General features: G+C 44.9%; 13 protein-coding genes. 8 read left to right on the top strand and 5 right to left on the bottom strand.

Annotated elements, in window-relative coordinates; all coding sequences use genetic code 11:
- The first annotated feature begins 280 nt into the window (after positions 1 to 280).
- From JGK16_RS06950 to gloA, 4 genes are all read left to right on the top strand, one after another.
- Positions 281 to 475 carry a heavy-metal-associated domain-containing protein gene (locus JGK16_RS06950; RefSeq protein WP_293177525.1) on the top strand — a complete coding sequence of 65 codons (195 nt, stop codon included), beginning with the start codon at positions 281 to 283 and terminating at the stop codon, positions 473 to 475.
- 419 nt (positions 476 to 894) lie between these two features.
- Positions 895 to 3,144, top strand: coding sequence for a heavy metal translocating P-type ATPase (locus JGK16_RS06945; RefSeq protein ID WP_293190045.1), 2,250 nt, complete (start codon positions 895 to 897; stop codon positions 3,142 to 3,144).
- A 19-nt stretch (positions 3,145 to 3,163) separates the two neighbouring features.
- The gene (locus JGK16_RS06940) at positions 3,164 to 3,391 is read left to right on the top strand and encodes a hypothetical protein (protein WP_293177530.1); all 228 of its coding nucleotides are present in this window, start codon (positions 3,164 to 3,166) and stop codon (positions 3,389 to 3,391) included.
- A gap of 197 nt (positions 3,392 to 3,588) precedes the next feature.
- The gene (gene gloA / locus JGK16_RS06935; protein ID WP_293177534.1) at positions 3,589 to 4,017 is read left to right on the top strand and encodes a lactoylglutathione lyase; all 429 of its coding nucleotides are present in this window, start codon (positions 3,589 to 3,591) and stop codon (positions 4,015 to 4,017) included.
- 328 nt (positions 4,018 to 4,345) lie between these two features.
- Here the strand turns inward: gloA and JGK16_RS06930 are convergent, their stop codons facing one another.
- The 3 genes from JGK16_RS06930 to JGK16_RS06920 form a co-directional block, all read right to left on the bottom strand.
- Positions 4,346 to 6,118: a hypothetical protein gene (locus JGK16_RS06930; RefSeq protein ID WP_293177537.1), complete on the bottom strand. Its 1,773-nt coding sequence runs from the start codon at positions 6,116 to 6,118 to the stop codon at positions 4,346 to 4,348.
- 556 nt (positions 6,119 to 6,674) lie between these two features.
- Complete coding sequence (locus tag JGK16_RS06925; RefSeq protein ID WP_293190043.1) at positions 6,675 to 7,649, bottom strand: DUF459 domain-containing protein; 975 nt, start codon at positions 7,647 to 7,649, stop codon at positions 6,675 to 6,677.
- A 210-nt stretch (positions 7,650 to 7,859) separates the two neighbouring features.
- Positions 7,860 to 9,275: an MBOAT family O-acyltransferase gene (locus tag JGK16_RS06920; protein ID WP_293190041.1), complete on the bottom strand. Its 1,416-nt coding sequence runs from the start codon at positions 9,273 to 9,275 to the stop codon at positions 7,860 to 7,862.
- A gap of 545 nt (positions 9,276 to 9,820) precedes the next feature.
- Here JGK16_RS06920 and JGK16_RS06915 point away from each other — a divergent pair.
- The 3 genes from JGK16_RS06915 to JGK16_RS06905 all read left to right on the top strand — a co-directional run bounded on the left by JGK16_RS06915 (position 9,821) and on the right by JGK16_RS06905 (position 13,422).
- A complete protein-coding gene (locus JGK16_RS06915; RefSeq protein WP_293177549.1) occupies positions 9,821 to 12,742 on the top strand; it encodes an AAA family ATPase in 2,922 nt (973 codons plus the stop codon).
- A gap of 81 nt (positions 12,743 to 12,823) precedes the next feature.
- The gene (locus tag JGK16_RS06910) at positions 12,824 to 13,054 is read left to right on the top strand and encodes a DUF433 domain-containing protein (RefSeq protein ID WP_293177552.1); all 231 of its coding nucleotides are present in this window, start codon (positions 12,824 to 12,826) and stop codon (positions 13,052 to 13,054) included.
- Entirely contained in the window at positions 13,051 to 13,422 is a 372-nt protein-coding gene (locus tag JGK16_RS06905; RefSeq protein WP_293177555.1) for a DUF5615 family PIN-like protein, read from the top strand. The genes JGK16_RS06910 and JGK16_RS06905 overlap by 4 nt, the downstream gene beginning before the upstream one ends.
- A 171-nt stretch (positions 13,423 to 13,593) precedes the next feature.
- Here JGK16_RS06905 and JGK16_RS06900 read toward each other — a convergent pair whose 3' ends face one another.
- Positions 13,594 to 13,821, bottom strand: a complete 228-nt coding sequence (locus tag JGK16_RS06900; protein WP_293177558.1) for a hypothetical protein — start codon at positions 13,819 to 13,821, stop codon at positions 13,594 to 13,596.
- Between the two features lie 459 nt (positions 13,822 to 14,280).
- On the opposite strand from JGK16_RS06900, the gene treS reads away from it, so the two are divergent.
- On the top strand, positions 14,281 to 17,670 hold the full coding sequence (gene treS / locus JGK16_RS06895; RefSeq protein ID WP_293177561.1) for a maltose alpha-D-glucosyltransferase: 3,390 nt from the start codon (positions 14,281 to 14,283) through the stop codon (positions 17,668 to 17,670).
- A 250-nt stretch (positions 17,671 to 17,920) separates the two neighbouring features.
- On the opposite strand, the gene JGK16_RS06890 is transcribed toward treS, so the two are convergent.
- Complete coding sequence (locus tag JGK16_RS06890; protein WP_293157012.1) at positions 17,921 to 18,241, bottom strand: 2Fe-2S iron-sulfur cluster-binding protein; 321 nt, start codon at positions 18,239 to 18,241, stop codon at positions 17,921 to 17,923.
- Positions 18,242 to 18,441 lie beyond the last annotated feature (200 nt).

The following is an 18,441-nucleotide window of genomic DNA, read 5'->3' as shown; positions in this document are numbered from 1 at the left end:
GTGCCATCAATTAGATAAAGCATGAATTTCACTAAAACTTAATAATTAATTTGGAATTTCCCCTTGACTCTCCTGCTAACTGGAGACTTTACAATGGAGTTAATTCATCTATGAAGCTTCGGGTGCATTTCACTTTTGAAGAGGGCGAAGCATGACCGCATACAAGTTATTAGTTATAATCTTATTTTCACTGCGGTCATGCTTCGCCCCTACAAACATATTTGCCTTGCACAGGTCGCTGCACCCGAAGCAAAGTAGTTTCTGCTGAGGTTCCACAATTATGACTTTAGAGCTAAAAATTCCCAAAATGGCTTGTTCGGCTTGTGTGAATACAATCACAAAAGCAGTCCAAGCTATTGACTCAGGCGCTGCTGTTGAGGCAGATATCAAGACAAAATTGGTCGCGATTCAAACGGCTAAGCCGGAAAGTGAAGTTAGAAAAGCGATCGCATCTGCTGGCTATCCAGCCAGTTGATTTTAGATTTTAGATTTTAGATTTATATCATGTCCGCAGAGAACGACCATGATAAGATTTGTTTGTAGTGAGGACTTCAGTCCTCTGAATTATGAGGACTGAAGTCCTCACTACAAACCGTTTTTATTATGGTAATTTACAGGACATAATATTACTCTACAGATGAATCTGGGAGATTGAATAAGAGTCTCATTTTTTTGATTCTCTACTACAGCCCTGCGGCCGCTTGTATCCGTTTTTTGGGGTGCATCTGGTTTTTGAAGAGGGCGAAGCATGACCGCATATAAATTATCAGTTATCATCCCATATTTTCTGCGGTCATGCTTCGCCCCTACGGATGTATTCGCCAAACCCAGATGCACCCGTTTTTTGGGATTATTTGAACCCAGAAGCTCATTTTCTAATTTAGGAGGGCATTTATGGACAATCTCACACTTAAATTGCGGGGCATGAGTTGTGCTGCTTGTGCTTCCTCTATCGAACAAGCAATTAAATCTGTCCCCGGCGTAATTGAGTGCAGCGTCAATTTTGGCATGGAACAAGCAACCATCCAATATGACTCGAAGCAAACCAACTTAACAATCATTCAAGAAGCTGTTGATGCAGCGGGATACGAAGCTTTGCCCCTGCAAGAAATGGCAGAGGATGATGCAGAAAAAGCCGATCGCAAATCCGCATCTCAAAACTTGCAGCGAAAACTCTGGATCGCAGGCAGCATCAGCATTATACTGGTTTTGGGCGGCATTCCAACCATGACAGGCTGGCACCTGCCATTCATTCCCGCATGGCTGCACAATTTTTGGTTGCAATTAGTGCTGACATCACCAGTACAGTTTTGGTGCGGTAAATCGTTTTATGTGGGGGCTTGGAAATCGTTAAAACGGCGCGTCGCCACAATGGATACCCTGATTGCTTTGGGGACAAGTGCTGCTTACTTTTATTCGGTATTTGTGACATTTTTGCCCGGTTTATTTACCTCGCAAGGTTTGAATCCTAGCGTTTACTACGAAGTTGCCACCAGCGTGATAGCGTTAATTTTGTTGGGAAAAAACCTCGAAAATAGAGCGAAGGGAGAGACTTCGGAAGCAATTCGCAAACTCATGGGTTTGCAAGCAAAAACTGCTCGGATCGTTCGCAACGGAGAAGAGTTAGAAGTACCCATCGCCCAAGTGGCAATTGGTGACATTGTGCAGGTGCGTCCGGGCGAGCAAATCCCCGTTGACGGAGAAGTGATTGAAGGTGCTTCGACGGTAGATGAAGCAATGGTTACGGGGGAAAGTTTGGCTGTTAAAAAACAACTTGGCGATGAAGTTATTGGAGCGACAATTAACAAAACAGGCAGCTTTCGGTTTCGCGCTACCAGAGTTGGCAAAGATACATTTTTAGCTCAAATTGTCAAGATGGTGCAGGATGCCCAAGCTTCAAAAGCACCGATTCAAAAGTTAGCAGACCAAGTGACGGGCTGGTTTGTTCCTGTAGTAATTGCCATCGCTTTAGCTACTTTTATTATTTGGTTTAACGCGATGGGTAACTTCACTTTGGCGACGGTGACAATGGTGGAAGTGCTGATTATTGCCTGTCCCTGTGCTTTGGGTTTGGCGACTCCGACTGCTGTGATGGTTGGCACGGGTAAAGGTGCAGAAAATGGAATTTTAATTAAAGGAGCCGATAGTTTAGAATTGGCTCACAAAATTCAAATTATTGTGTTAGATAAAACTGGAACGCTTACGGAAGGTAAGCCGACTGTTACTGATTTTGTGACAATTAAAGGAACGGCCCAGAGCAATGAGTTAAAGTTGCTGCAATTGGCGGCGTCTGTAGAGCGAAATTCGGAGCATCCTGTAGGGGAAGCTGTGGTTAAATACGCTCAATCTCAAGAGGTGAAGTTGACAGATATTCAGGATTTTGAGGCTGTGGTGGGGAGCGGCGTGCGAGGGGTTTCGGGGGGAAAGTCGATCGCCCTGGGAAGCCTCAGGTGGATGCAGGAACTAGGCTGCGATACTGAATATCTGGAGCTGCGCGCGCGAGCTTTTGAAGCTGCGAGCAAAACGGTGGTTTGGATGGCTGTAGAGGGCAAAATTGAGGCAATTCTGGCCATTGCGGATGCTCTGAAACCTTCGTCGGCGCGATCGGTGAAAGCGCTGCAAAAACTCGGTTTGGAGGTGGCCATGCTGACTGGGGATAACCGCGCGACTGCGGAGTCGATCGCCCAATCGGTAGGAATTACTCGGATTTTTGCCGAAGTTAGACCCGACCAAAAAGCAGCTCAAATCCAAGCGCTGCAAGGAGAAGGCAAAATTGTAGCGATGGTGGGAGACGGGATTAACGATGCTCCTGCTTTGGCCGCTTCGGATGTGGGAATTGCGATCGGTACCGGCACTGATGTGGCGATCGCAGCCAGCGACATTACCTTAATTTCCGGCGATTTGCAAGGCATAGTTACAGCAATTCAACTTTCCCGCGCCACGATGCGGAACATCCGCGAAAATCTGTTTTTTGCCTTTATTTACAACATCGCGGGTATCCCGATCGCCGCTGGCATTTTGTACCCGATTTTTGGCTGGTTGCTCAATCCGATTATCGCTGGTGCAGCAATGGCTTTTAGTTCGCTTTCGGTAGTGACTAATGCTTTGCGGTTGCGGAATTTTAAAGTGAAAGTTATTGCATAATTTAAGAGGGATTTGAGAAATGTTTAGCCAGCGTCAAGTTTTAGGAAGTCTCGCAGGTTTAGGAATTATGCTCGGACTTGCATCGGGAGTTCGAGCCAATCAAATATCAACTCATCCTGCAAATTCAACTGCTCAATTTCGGCAAATAGAACAACCGATAAGTTTAAAAATTGGCATAACAGCAGGCGGATTGAGCTTAATTGGTTTAGAATTATGGTGGTTTTTGTTCAGTAAAAATCAAGCTTAGAAGGAAGAAGGAAGAAGGAAGAAGGAAGAAGGAAGAAGGAAGAAGGAAGAAGAGATACACAGCAAGCTTTTTAGCGAGCCGTATTTTACGTTTTATTAGGTGGATTTACCTAAAACAAAGTAAATTTGGCCGTTGCGGTTTTTTCCACCAAGAACTCGGTAAAATTAAGAAAGCTTAAAAAATTTGGAGTGAGCTAAATGCAACTACTACACACGATGCTCCGAGTCGGAAACCTGGAAGAGTCCCTCAAATTTTACACCGAGGTTCTGGGGATGAGATTGCTGCGACAAAAGGACTATCCAGACGGTAAATTTACTCTGGCTTTTGTGGGCTACGGCGACGAATCCGACACTACAGTTTTGGAATTAACTTACAACTGGGGCGTCGCCGAGTACAATTTGGGTGATGCTTACGGTCATATTGCGATCGGCGTTGACGACATTTACGGTACTTGCGAAGCAATTAAAGCCCGCGGCGGCAAAGTTATTCGCGAACCCGGCCCGATGAAGCACGGTTCAACAGTCATCGCTTTTGTCCAAGATCCAGATGGATATAAAGTTGAATTAATTCAACTGAAAAATCAAGGTAGCAGCAGTCAGAAAGTAAGTGCGGCGACTGCATCTTAGTCTTCGCTAGGACAGGCTAGAAGCCCATCCCACAATTGTTTTTTCTTGTGGGATGGGCTTCTAGCCTGTCCCACAATTTGATTAAAATAACTTTGGCAATTCAAGTCTGCTTTCAAAGAGCGGCTCGCACCGGCCAAGGTACGTAGTTGCGCTTCAGCGCTCTTTATAATATTAGGGAAGAGCGCTGAAGCGCAACTACGTACCTAATTTGAGCGCTGAAGCGCAACTACGTACCCAAGAGCGCTGAAGCGCAACTACGTACCTAATTTGTCTGACGACAATAAAACCGCCCTGCTACTGACAGAATGCGAAGGGGTTTTCCACACTTTTAATTCGATCGCACTGACGGTACAAATTGCTGCAAGTAACTCTTTTGCCACAAAATAGAAAAACTGTTCCCTATTTGGCTTAAACTGTCAAATTTAGGAATTAATTTAGATTCTCGGCGCTTGTCTAAGGCAGCGAGCGTCGCAAAGAATATAGCTAATACTAACAAAAATACCACCATCACAATAAAAAACATAGTCCAATAGACTAGAAATTCACTTTGGTAGTAGTTGACGGTCAATATCGAGTTAATCACTGCATCGGATAAATACAAAACTAGCCCTATTGAAAACCACACTCCTAACAATAGCCACGTCCACTTAAACATCTGTGTTGCAGTCTTGTTATTTTTGGACGCCGAAAGTTCTAAATCTCTAATTTTGCTGTTAATTTTTGATGTGACTTCATACAAAGTAGACTGCAAAGAATCTCTGATTAAATTCAAATCGTTGTCGAGGTTTATGCACTGCTCGGACGTGCTTTTGTCAACACTCACGTTTTGGAGTTTCCTGCGGTGTTCAGCCAGTTTATTACCAAGGGTCTGATCCCATTCTTGCAGCCGCTCTACTGTCAAATACAAAAGTTCCCTATTTGCATCTAACAAGCTCTGACAATCTAGGATCGACTTAACTAACTTGCTCAAATTGTGAATATGCTCGTCTACAGCATTTTGGTACTCCCTCTGTTTATCTGACAAGAAATTTGCCATTGCGATATCATCGTCGCACAGCGACACAGCCTCAGAATACACGCCGTCAATTTCCTTTTTATCTAGATACAGTGACGCTTTGCACTCCTCAATTTCGGGAATGGTCAGAGATTCTAAAGACTGATGTTCTACATGAAATTTATATAGGAGCGCTGTCATAATTTGCGCCGATTTTCGGTCTAGCCGATCTTGGTAAGGTTCTAACATAATTGCCGCTCGATTTTTGATCGCCGCCTCCGGGTGGTGCAGAAACTCAAAAACTTTGGCAACTATTTGGGAGAATTCCCACTCCTTAAAATTATTTTTCGCCACATCCAAAAAGTTGGTGATGGCTGCATCCTTTTCGGCATGAAATTTGTACCCATCATCCGTAACTGCGATCGCAGGAAATACGCGATCGACCCAAAACAGATATTCCTCGCAATCCATTAACACACCTAGCAGCAGCCAGCTAGGGCCGTAGACCCAAAAATCGAGACAATTCTCATATTCCTTACCGCTGTCCATTCTGCTGTTGTCGTTCAAAGCAAATTTATTGCTGGCTAACAGTTTAATTTGCTCTTCTACAACCCGCTGCTCAATTTCTGCTGCATTAATTGTGACATGGCCAGCAGATTCCTTGCCTTGTGCTTGCCATTCATCCAACAAAATTGACTGAATGCTAACAGCAGCACACCACCGAATTAAAGGAGTCGCTCCCCCTAGCGCTTCCTGTTCCAACACCGCTAGCTTATTTTCGCTAAAATCACTTGATACAGGTTCCTCACTTGATATAATACCCTCTCGCACCTTGCCCAATGCTTGAATTGCCAAAGCCCGAAACAGCAAATTTGGATGCGGTTTTCTAGCGGATTCTGGTATATCTTGCCCTAATATTCCGCTTTTGGGTACGTCCAGAACTTCAGCAAAAGGAGCGATTCCGCATTGTTGCAAGATGCCTTCAACGGTGTTTATTCTTTCCCAAGGTTGAGTATATTTGGTGAGACTGAAGATGAGCGCTGTGTCGCTGCACTCCATTGACTCAGGGATGCTAGTGCGATCGAGTTTCCAGAGATTGCTTGTCATAATTTGTCGCCATGACAATTGCTAGATCTTAACGTCGTTGTCCGATGCTGAATGCAACTCTACATCTACTGCTGCTTTTTGTCAATATTAGTCCCGAACGCAGTTGACACATAGGTAAGCTGGGTATCAAATTTCACGAGTATATTTCTGGTTGGTTGCTTTCATGCGATCGAGTTCAGTGAAGGCTGATACCCCCTATCCCTGAATAAGGGGAATAAAAGAGTTCTTCAAGTCTCCTAACTATCAGGGCGATGCGAGGATCTCCGAAGGCTCGACAGTATTAACTCAACCGTATGGTGAATAAAACCGATATTTTCCGTAGCAACCGGGTTGAGCAAGCCAAATATCTGTCGGCGACTAAGGAATGAGAATTAAATAACTTACAATTTTTATTATTCTTGTGGGATGGGCGTCCCGCCCGTCTTTTCGGGACGGGCTCTCCCGCCCATCCCACAAATATGTGTAAATTATTTAATTCGCGATCCTCAGTATATAATTTTACACGAATCCGATAAGATGTCTAATTTGCAGGCTATTTTTTTTGACTCGAATCAACCTAGGATGCTTCTTTCTTTTTCGGGAGTTTTAAAATTTTGTCCTTCGCCATTTTGTCAACGATTACGTCGCTGATAATTTGAGCTCCGTGGGAGGTAAAGTGCACGCCATCATTAATTTTTACATAACCTCGCTTGCCGGATTTGTCAGCAACTACGGGGACAAAATTCCCTGCTTCAGCAAAAGCATCCCAAGTAGAAATAAATTCTATTTTTGATGAAGACTTGCTGGCATTTTTATAGATGTCGTTCATGATGAGAAAAGCTTTGAGATACGAAGATTTGTTAGATATCGATTGACCTATCCAATACACTTTTTTTACGGTGGAAGAGCCAAGTAATTTGGCATATTTATCTACTCTTGCTTGATAAGCTTTTTGCCATTCTGGGGTCAGAATAGCCCGATATTTTCCTTGGTTATCGGTGATATCTTGAGTGTCATTACCTCCGAACAAAATTATCACTACATCTGGCCCATAATCCTGGATAATTTCACTGGTTCTGGCGTACCAGTCATAATAATCTATCCGATTTAATCCGCTCGATACTTTGTAGTCGATTTTGGTATTTGAGATATTGTATTTTTCTTTAAGAGTGTACTGGAGTTGAGTTCCTAAATCGAACATTACGGAATCTCCAATAAATAAAAATTTGCGATAAGATACGGTTAGTTTTGGTTTGGATGGAGTGGGTTTCTTGGCAGGCTTTGGGAGGATGACTGCCGATTTTGTTGCGGTTTTGACCGGAATTTTGTCGGGCTTCTTGGAAATGCTATCGAAGTTAATATCTTTGATTTTGCTCCAAAAATCTTGTTCGGATTTCCTGAAGCCGTCTATTTCGATCTGGCGCGCTGCTTGTTTGATTTCGGTACTGGCTAAAGGAGTTGAAGAAAAGCTTTTCAGAAATAAGGATAAGTTGGAAAATATTAAGGTGAGAATTACAGAGGTAACTATCAACAAAATTTCTCGGTCTTTCATAAGAAGTTATTTGTTATTTGTTATTTGTCATCATAAAGGAAGGAGAAAGAACGTAATAAGATAAAAAAAAGTCTTTTTTGTGATTTATATAGCGGTTCTCAAAAAAGCCAGGTATGCCCTATGCCCTATGCCCTATGTCCTATGCCCTATGCCCTATGCCCTATGCCCATGAGTACCTCATATGAGAACTCGAAAGGCTATACTTGTTTATTAGAAGTTAAAGTAAATAAAAGGTGGGACGGTACTTGGGCCTAGCATTAAGATAGCATACACGAGCAGGGAAACTAAGACAACCCGAAAGAATAGGTTGTTTAATGACAATATTGTTTGCAATACTTGGGAAATGATCTCGCCCCACAGGTTGATTGCGCCAATGACTGCAATTACTAGATACAATTGCCAAAAGTTGAATTGAACAGTTGCAGCAGAAAAACGAAAGATTCCTTGAAAAAACCCGATCGCAGTTTTCCAGTTGGGTGTGCCGAAAAATACCCAGCTACAGGTAACAAAGGTAAAGGTTAACAACCAACTGCAAAATTTGGCAAATCTCGGAAAGGCGTAGTCTAATTTGAGATGGATAGCTTGGGGAATATCTTTACATAGATGGTTGACAATCAGTCCTAAACCGTGGATTGTTCCCCAGAAAATAAAGTTTAATCCTGCGCCGTGCCAAAATCCGCCGATCGCCATTGTTATCAGTAAATTTACGTACTTCCGCAATTTGCCGTATTTATTGCCACCTAAGGGAAAGTAAAGGTAATCCCTCAACCACTCCGAAAGACTGATGTGCCACCTTTTCCAAAATTCTTGCAGGCTGAGCGATCGGTATGGCATATTGAAATTGGCGATCGGTTTGAAACCCAGCAAGCAAGAGATACCGTTAGCTAAATCCGAGTAACCGCTGAAATCTACGTAAATCAAACAAGAATAGGAAATTGCCGCGAGGATTAAATCTATGCTGCTGTACTGCTGGGGGACTTTGAATGGTAGTTGAGTGAAATTAAACAAAAAGCTCGCTAAAGTATATTTTTTGAAGAGTCCAGACAAAATCAAAACGATAACTTCTTCGATTTTATAGTCATATTTACTTGGTGAATTTAGCTGCGTATAAAATTCGTGAGGGCGGGAGATTGGGCCGGAGGCAATTTGGGGAAAGTAGGTAATGTAGGTGGCGTAGTCTATAAATTTAGGACAGGAAATTTTTTGTTGGTAGCAGTCGATTAAATGAGAAATTATTCTAAATGTGTAGAATGATATGCCGACGGGGGCGATTATTTGTAATATTTGAAAATTGGCGGGAATTTTGAGCTGGTTTAGTACCTCAAATAAGGAGGTTACAAAGAAGTTGCAATATTTAAAGATGCCGAGATTGACAATGTTGACAATTATGCCGAAGATGAAGGCAAGTTTTGGCTGTTTGCCGCGATCGACTGCTCGGAGAATGATATAATTGTATACTGTACTTAAAATCAGGAGTCCGAGAAAGTCTAAGCTCCAAAAAGAATAAAATAATAAACTGGAAATTAGCAAGACAATTTTATACAAATCAACTTTGGGCTTTAAGGAGAGGATGGCGCTAAAAATAATTAGGAAAAATACTAAAAATTGGTAAGTAGGAAATAACATAGATGTCAAGGAATCCAAAAAAGTTATGGCAATATAGAGGCTTTCAGTTGAGTGCAATGTAGATATTGGGCAGTACACGCCAGTACCCATTGGTGCCAAAAAACGTCAAACTTAGTGCCGATATTCTGTCTGGCGATTAAGGCTCGATCCCCCCTAGCCCCCCTTAAGAAGGGGGGGACAAGAGCGATCAAAGTCCCCCTTCTTAAGGGGGATTTAGGGGGATCGAGACTTTGCTAGAAGCGAGATTTCTCATGAATTTTAGTCTTAAGTTGACACCTATGGGTACGGCGCCGTGTCTGTGCAGTATTATAGGCAATGGAGAACCTGTATATTTTCATAAGTTCGATCGCCCGATCCGGTCGTACCACACAAATTTTTGCGGTGGATTGCGGACTGTAAGCTTGTACAAGCAGTCAATTGTGTTGCAACTTCGGCGCTCGTTAACCGCACTCATAGATTAACAATCGTGTTTCAAGATTAAGATAGTTGTGAGACCATGTATGAACGGATAACAACAGGAATCCCCTTGATTGCGAGGAACCAACGTGCAGCCAACAGACCCTAGCAAATTTACAGATCAAGCCTGGGAAGCCATAGTCAAATCCCAGGATGTAGCCCGCCGCTTTGCCAATCAGCAGCTAGAGGTTGAACATTTAGCGATCGCCATTCTAGAACAGCAAGCCCTAGCAAACAGCATTCTCAGCAAGGCCGGAGTCGATGTCCCCCGCTTGGCGCAACAGTTAGATGCTTTTGCCAAACGACAGCCGAGAGTTGCCAACGCTGACCAACTATACCTCGGCCGCGGCTTAGAAGTGATGTTAGATGCTGCTGAGTCTGCCAGACAGGCTTGGCAAGATAATTTTATCGCCGTTGAACATTTATTAATAGGCTTGCTAGAAGATGAACGAGTTGGTAGGCGATTGCTGACTAAGGGCGACGGGCCGCCGGGCCGCCCCGGATACGATCGCAAACCGGCCCCCGGTACGATCGATCGCGCGAAACTCGAAGAAGCAATCAAATCAATTCGTGCTACTACCAAAGTCAAAGATCAAAAGCAAACCCAAAGTCAAAGTCAAAGTCAAAACCAAAATTCTGACGCCAACTCCGACGCCCTCACTAAATACGGGCGCGATTTGACAGAAGCGGCAAAAGCAGGCAAACTCGACCCAGTAATCGGCCGCGACGAGGAAATCCGCCGCGTCGTGCAAGTTCTTTCCCGCCGTCAGAAAAACAATCCAGTGTTAATTGGCGATCCCGGAGTCGGAAAAACTGCGATCGCCGAAGGTTTAGCCCAGCGCATTGTCAACGGCGATGTACCGGAATCTTTGAAAAATCGCCAACTATTCAGCCTCGATATGGGCAGTTTAATTGCTGGGGCAAAATTCCGGGGCGAATTTGAAGAACGATTGCGTTCTGTGCTGCGAGAAGTTATCGATTCCGACGGGCAAATTGTCCTATTTATTGATGAATTGCACACGGTTGTTGGCACTGGCGGCGGCGGAAGTTCCGGTTCGGGAATGGATGCCGGAAATTTGTTGAAACCAATGTTAGCCAGAGGTGAATTGCGCTGTATCGGCGCTACAACTCTCGATGAATTCCGCAAAAATATTGAAAAAGATCCGGCACTGGAACGCCGCTTTCAACAAGTATTTGTCGGGGAACCGACTGTGGAAGATACTGTTTCAATTTTACGCGGATTGAAAGACCGTTACGAACGCCACCACGGGGTAAAAATTACCGATTCGGCGCTGGTTGCTGCTGCTACTCTGTCTTTTCGCTATATTTCCGATCGCTTTTTGCCGGATAAGGCGATCGACCTTGTAGACGAAGCGGCCGCCCATTTGAAAATGGAGATTACCTCCAAACCCGTGGAATTGGAAGGGATTGACCGCCGGGTGATGCAGTTGGAAATGGAAAAATTGTCGATCGAAGGTGAGGGTAAAGGCGCTCTATCCCCGGGAATCGGCCCCCGCATCGAACGCATCACATCGGAGATTGACATTTTAAAAGTCAAGCAGGAAAAACTGTCTTCTCAGTGGTTGGGCGAAAAGCAGTTGTTGGATGCAATCAATAAATTGAAAGCAGAAGAAGACCAGTTGCGAGTCCAAATCGAACAAGCAGAAAGAGCTTACGATTTGAATAAAGCGGCGCAGTTGAAGTACGGTAAATTGGAGACTGCGGTGCGCGATCGCGAAGCCAAGGAAGCCGAACTTTTGAAACAACAAGCTCAAGGTTCTTCCCTGCTGCGGGAAAAAGTTACTGAGGGCGATATTGCGGAAATTGTTGCTAAATGGACGGGAATTCCGGTCAATCGGTTGTTAGAATCGGAACGCCAAAAATTGCTGCAATTGGAAAGCCATTTGCACAAGAAAGTTATCGGTCAAGAAGAGGCTGTAACGGCGGTTGCTGCGGCGATTCGGCGGGCGCGGGCGGGGATGAAAGATCCCGGTAGACCGATCGGCTCTTTCTTGTTCATGGGCCCCACAGGCGTCGGTAAAACCGAGTTAGCGCGGGCGTTGGCGGAGTTTTTGTTTGACAGCGATGATGCGATTATCCGCATCGATATGTCGGAATATATGGAGAAGCAAAATGTCTCCCGGTTGGTAGGAGCTCCCCCCGGATACGTCGGTTACGATGAAGGGGGACAACTTTCGGAAGCAGTGCGGAGACGCCCTTATTCGGTGGTGCTATTTGACGAAGTGGAAAAGGCGCACCCTGATATTTTTAACATTTTGCTGCAAGTGTTGGATGACGGCAGAATTACCGATTCTCAAGGTCGAGTGGTTGACTTTAAGAATACCGTCATTGTGATGACAAGCAATATCGGCAGCGACCACATTTTAGAAGTGTTTGCTAAGAAGGGAAAAACTACCAAAAAACCTGCTGCTAGGAAGCAGGAACCGAAGGAGGTGTCAATTCCCAAGACTGATTATAAAGTTGCTGATGATGGCACTGTCGAGGTATCTGCCCAGCGAGTCGATATCTCAGACAAGAGTGAAAAAGACAATAGTGAAAGTGAAGATTTACCGACTCAAGAACGGGAGACAGACCAAGAGTACGAACAAATGTTAAAACGGGTGATGACTGCTTTGCGATCGCACTTCCGGCCGGAGTTTCTTCAGCGGGTGGACGAGACAATTTTGTTCCACACTTTGAGCAAGACGGAACTGCGGCAAATCGTCACCATTCAAGTCAAGCGGATCGAGCGGCTGTTGGCGGAACAGAAAATCACCTTGGAACTGTCCGATGCTGCAAAAAACCATATCACAGATGTCGGTTACGACCCAGTTTATGGCGCTCGTCCCCTGAAACGCGCTATCCAGCGGGAGTTGGAAAACCCGCTAGCTAACAAGATTCTCGAAAATGCGTTTGTTGAAGGCGATACAATTGCGATCGACTGCGTAAATAACCATTTGCAGTTTCGTAAAAAAGACTCTCTCCCCGCGTTGGTAGGTAACAGTTTGTAGTTGTGTTAGGAACAGGCTTTCCGGCCTGTTCCACAAAAAAGAAATCTTCTTGTTTCCCAGAAAGCCTGGTAGTTTAAAATCATGAAACAACTAACTAGAATCACTCTGAATCCAGAAGTAATGGGAGGAAAACCCTGCATTCGCGGCTTGCGAGTCACTGTTGGCACGATAGTCGGACTGATGGCATCGGGACACTCACCGTCAGGCATTTTGCAGGCTTATCCCTACCTGGAAGAAGCAGATATATATGAAGCGCTTGCCTATGCAGCGTGGCGAGTTGAAGAAGTAGAAATTCCTCTCAAAATAGCGTGAAAATTTTGATTGATATGAACCTGTCACCTGAGTGGACTGTCGTATTTACTAAATACGGAATAGAGTCTCTTCATTGGTCTACAGTCGGCGATCCTCGTGCCACAGATCGCGTTATTATGGAATGGGCGCGAGTAAATGACTATGCCGTATTCACTCATGATTTAGATTTTGGCGCACTGCTGGCCGCAACCCAAGCTGATGCTCCCAGTGTCATTCAAGTGCGTATTCAAGACGTGCTGCCTGCTAATATAGAGAGTTTGATTGTGGAAGTGTTACATCAATTTGAGCCACAAATTGAGTCGGGGGCGTTCATTTCTGTGGATGAAACGCGCTCTAGGGTGAGAATTTTGCCGATTACACTTCGATAATTATTTATGGCCTGTTCTACAAAAATAAATCTGCTTGTGGAACAGGCCAGAAAGCCTGTTATTCAAAAATTAAAAACAGGCTTTCTGGCCTGTTCCACAAAAATAAATCTGCTTGTGGAACAGGCCAGAAAGCCTGTTATTCAAAATAGTCAAGCCTGCTGCTTAATATTACTAATTAGCCATCGTGCGACTGGTGTAAGCATCCATGCTGTAGGCGGGAACGCGAACAGTGTAATCAATTTCTGTTCCAGTCATCGATTTTGCCAGTTGTTCAAAAGATTCATTGCTCCAATTGCGATCGTGAATGGGCTTGGACTGTTCGCCCAGGAAATATGCTTGAGTGCCAATTAAAGATGCTGCGACCCAACCGACGACCAAAAGAGCGATTACAATAGTCATTTTTGCTATTTCCTTAAACTTTTGTTGCTTTATGTAAACAAATGTAACAAAAATTTACAAACAGCGTCAAGGCAGTGTAGTGTCGTGCAAACCGTCCGGTAGGTAGTAAAAACCGTCACTCCGACGGCCGCCGGAGAGGGTTCGAGGGGGAGAGGGGACACGGGGAAAGGATTTATATATAAGTATGTAGGGCGTGCACCGCCAAGCACGGGTCTGTAATACGGCGATCGAGATCCGAATCATGAACTGTATCCGCAATAACAAATAAGATTGTTTAATTTTTTTAGTTAAGAACTTATAAGTTTTGCGTTCATAAATTACGATTAAAACTCTACCACTGGCATGACGAATCGCGATAGAATTATGCGTTATGATTTATCAGTTTGGATTTTTCACTAACAAATCCAAATTACCAAATCCAAATTACCAAATCCAAATTACCATTCTCCCATAAAAATTATGCCAAACTCAATGTTAAATAACGATCCCTTGTGGTTCAAAGACGCCATCATTTACGAAGTACCAATTCGCGCTTTTGCAGACAGCAATGCAGACGGCATCGGCGACTTTCGGGGACTCACAGAAAAACTAGATTACCTGCAAAACTTGGGAGTAACAGCAATTTGGGTACTGCCATTTTTTCCCTCGCCACTCCGAGACGACGGCTACGATACATCTCACTATACCACCGTCAACCCGATTTACGGCACGTTAGACGACTTTAAAGAGCTTTTAGAAGCAGCGCACCAGCGCGGAATTCGAGTTATTATTGAGTTAATTGTCAACCACACTTCCGACCAGCACGCATGGTTTCAGCGAGCGCGGCGCGCCCCGAAAGGCAGTAACGAAAGAGATTTTTATGTGTGGAGCGATACGCCGGAAAAATATCAAGATGCTCGGATTATTTTTCAAGATTTTGAAACTTCTAATTGGGCTTGGGATGCGGTAGCAAAAGCTTATTACTGGCACCGTTTTTATTCTCACCAACCAGATTTAAATTACGACAATCCCGCCGTCCGCCAAGCCATCTTAGATGTGGTAGACTTTTGGTTGGAACTGGGAGTAGATGGACTGCGAATGGATGCCGTGCCTTATCTGTACGAGCGGGAAGGTACTAACTGCGAAAACCTGCCAGAAACTCACGTATTTCTCAAGCATTTGCGGCAGCACGTAGATGAGAAATTCCCGAACCGGATGCTGCTTGCTGAGGCGAATCAGTGGCCGGAGGATGCGGTTGAATATTACTCGGGTGGCGATGAATGTCACATGAATTTTCATTTCCCGCTGATGCCGCGTTTATTTATGGCTTTGCACATGGAAGATAGCTTCCCAATTAGCGATATTCTCCAGCAAACTCCGCAGATTCCTAATAATTGTCAGTGGGCATTGTTTTTGCGGAATCATGATGAATTGACGCTGGAAATGGTGAGCGATGAAGACCGAGATTATATGTATCGGGTTTACGCTCAAGATACTCAGGCGAGAATTAATTTGGGTATCCGCCGCCGCTTGGCTCCGCTGATGGGAAATAACCGCCGCCGCATTGAGTTGATGAATGCTTTGCTGCTGTCTCTTCCTGGTACGCCGGTGCTTTACTACGGCGATGAGATTGGGATGGGTGATAATATCTATTTGGGCGATCGCAACGGGGTGAGAACTCCGATGCAGTGGAGTAGCGATCGCAATGCCGGTTTCAGCCGCGCTAACCCGCAGCGGCTGTACGCGCCACCAATCGTTGACCCTGAATATCACTACGAATCTGTGAACGTGGAAGCGCAGCGGGCGAATCCAAGTTCACTCTGGTGGTGGATGAAACGCTTGATTGCTGTGCGCCAGCGCTTCCAAGCATTCGGCCGCGGCACTTGCGAGTTTCTGTACCCAGAAAACCGCAAAGTTTTAGCTTTTGTTCGCACTTATCAAGACGAACACATCCTCGTAGTCGCTAATTTGTCGCGCTTCGTGCAGACGGCAGAATTAGACCTTTCTCCGTTTAAAGGTGCTGTGCCGGTGGAGATTTTCGGTCGCGCTGAGTTTCCACCTGTTGGCGAATCACCTTACTTTTTGAGTTTGAGTCCTCACACATTTTACTGGTTTACTCTTACTCCTAAACCCGAAGAATTTTCGCTGCACGGTTTTAAGACAAACTTGCCTAGTTTGGCGGTAATCGGCAATTGGAAAACCGCTTTTGTAACAAGTCAATTAAGCGAGATGCTACTCTCTCTTTTGCCAAACTATTTACGCAGCAATCGCTGGTTCATCGGTGCAGATAGGACGATTCAATCGTTGGAAATTAGTGAAATTATTCCTGTAGAATGTCACAATGGTGCGGGAGAAGAATCTACAGTTTACATTCTGTTTGTGCTGTTGAATTATACAGAAGGTATGCCGGAAACTTACGTTTTGCCCGTAGGTTGGGAAGAGATGAAAGGCGATGCGGACGATCGCGCGATCGCACGCCTGCACTTCCCTGAAAGCAACGAAGCCGGGGTGCTATTTGATGCTGCTGGGGACAAAGGCCTGCTGAGCGCGCTGCTGGGGGCGATCGGCAATTCTCGCAGTTACAAAGGTACAGCAGGTCAACTGGTGGGAATTGCCGACATTGCATTCAACTCAGACCAAGATTTATCGCAGCTCGAACCTCACCTGTTCAAAAAAGAACAAAGCAATACATCCGCAGCTTACGGCGATCGCTACGTCCTAAAAATATTGCGAAAAGTCGAAGAAGGAATCAACCCCGAATTAGAAATCGGGCGGTTTTTAACCGATCGCAACCCGATCCAACACTACGCTCCAATTGCCGGAGCCTTGGAATATCACACAGCCGAAAAACAAGTAATTACAGTCGGAATACTGCAAAAACTAATCCCCGACAGCAGGGACGCTTGGTCTTATACATTAGACACGCTGCGCGACTATTTCGAGCAAGTAATGACAGTAGAAGCCAAGCATTTAGGCGATAATTTATCGACAGATCCCGAAAACTATTTACCCAGCGCTTTGACCGCACAAATGCGGCAACCAAACTCTCTAGTAGCCGATTTATCCCTAGAAATTCCGGCCTTAGCTCGCGAACTAATCGGCTCTTACTTAGCATCAGCCGAACTTTTAGGTCAGCGGACAGCGGAACTTCACCTCGCTTTAGCTTCAGACACCGAAAATCCCGCTTTTGCTCCAGAAAACTTCACCTCATTTTACCAGCGTTCCATCTACCAACACATGAGAAATATGGCAGGAAGAACTTTGCTGCTGCTGAAAAAGCGGCTGTCAAAACTGCCGCCAGAAGCGCATAAACTAGCACAAAATCTCCTAAACCGGGAAGAGTTGCTGATGGAACGTTTCAAGTCTATTTTGAACTTGAGAATCACGGCGGATCGAATTCGCTGTCACGGGGACTTCCATTTCGGACAAGTTCTTTATACAGGTAAAGACTTCGTAATTATTGATTTCGGAGGAGAACGGAATCGACCGTTAAGCGAGCGGCGGATGAAAAGATCGCCCCTGCGAGATGTGGCGGGAATGCTACAATCTTTCAATTATGCTGTTACTTTGGCACTGCGAAATGAAGTTGAAAGCGGTATGATCCGCCCTGAAAATCTTCCGGAGATGCAGCAGTGGGCGAATGTTTGGCACCGCTGGGTCAGCCTCACTTTTCTTAACAGCTATTTGGTAACAGCAGCCGATGCCAGTTTCTTGCCAAAATCTATACCAGAACTACAAGTTTTGCTGGATGCTTACATTTTGGAAAAAGGGGTTGCTGAGCTGGCCTACGAACTCAATTACCGCTTGGATTGGGCGGAAATTCCGCTGAAGCGGATTCTGGAATTGTTGAAATTTAATGGCAAGCCGTAGTTGATTTTTAAGTAGTGAGTAGGGTGCTTGTGGCGCACCTGGCATTAACTCGTTTCTGCTGGTATACGAATAATAATTCTCTGAATTTAGTGCTGTCTCGCTCGCGAGCTGTCATCGCGAGCGAGACAGCACTATAATATAATTATGATGTCACGGAATTTGACAGCTCGCGATCGGGACAGCACTATAATATGCACACCTTTGTGGAATCGCTAGCGAGACTCTGACAATATATAATACGCATCTGGCATTACTTAAAATAGAGAGCTGCTTCATATAAAACTTTTTCTTGATGAGTTAACAAAGTGCAGTCAGAAAGCGGGTAAGCGACACAGGTAACAGCGTAGCCAGCTTGCAATTCTGAGGGCTTCAAAAACTTTTGTTCGCTTTGGTCGATTTCACCGCTAAGCAGTTTGGCAACGCAAGCAGAACACTCTCCTTGCTTGCATCCATTCGGCAAGCGGATGCCGGCATCTTCTGCCATATCTAGGATATACTGGTCGTCCGGTACTGCGATCGTGCGATCGAGCGATCGCTCCTCATTCACCAGCCGAACTTGATAAACTGCCATTTTCACCTCTGATATTATTTCCGACTATTAGTGCGGTTGAAACCGATTTTTGTCAAATACAATCGAGACTCGGCGGTTGAAACCGCGTCTACACAAACGAAGTCCGCCTCCGCGGACTAAAGAATAATTGATGTTAGCTTCTTGATATCGGCGATTGAAACCTCTTCTTGTCAAACAAAGTCCGCAGCAGAGGGGGACTG

It is taken from the genome of Microcoleus sp. PH2017_09_SFU_O_A, assembly GCF_020738625.1.
GTDB lineage: Bacteria > Cyanobacteriota > Cyanobacteriia > Cyanobacteriales > Microcoleaceae > Microcoleus.
This window is presented reverse-complemented; position numbering and strand designations above follow the sequence as displayed.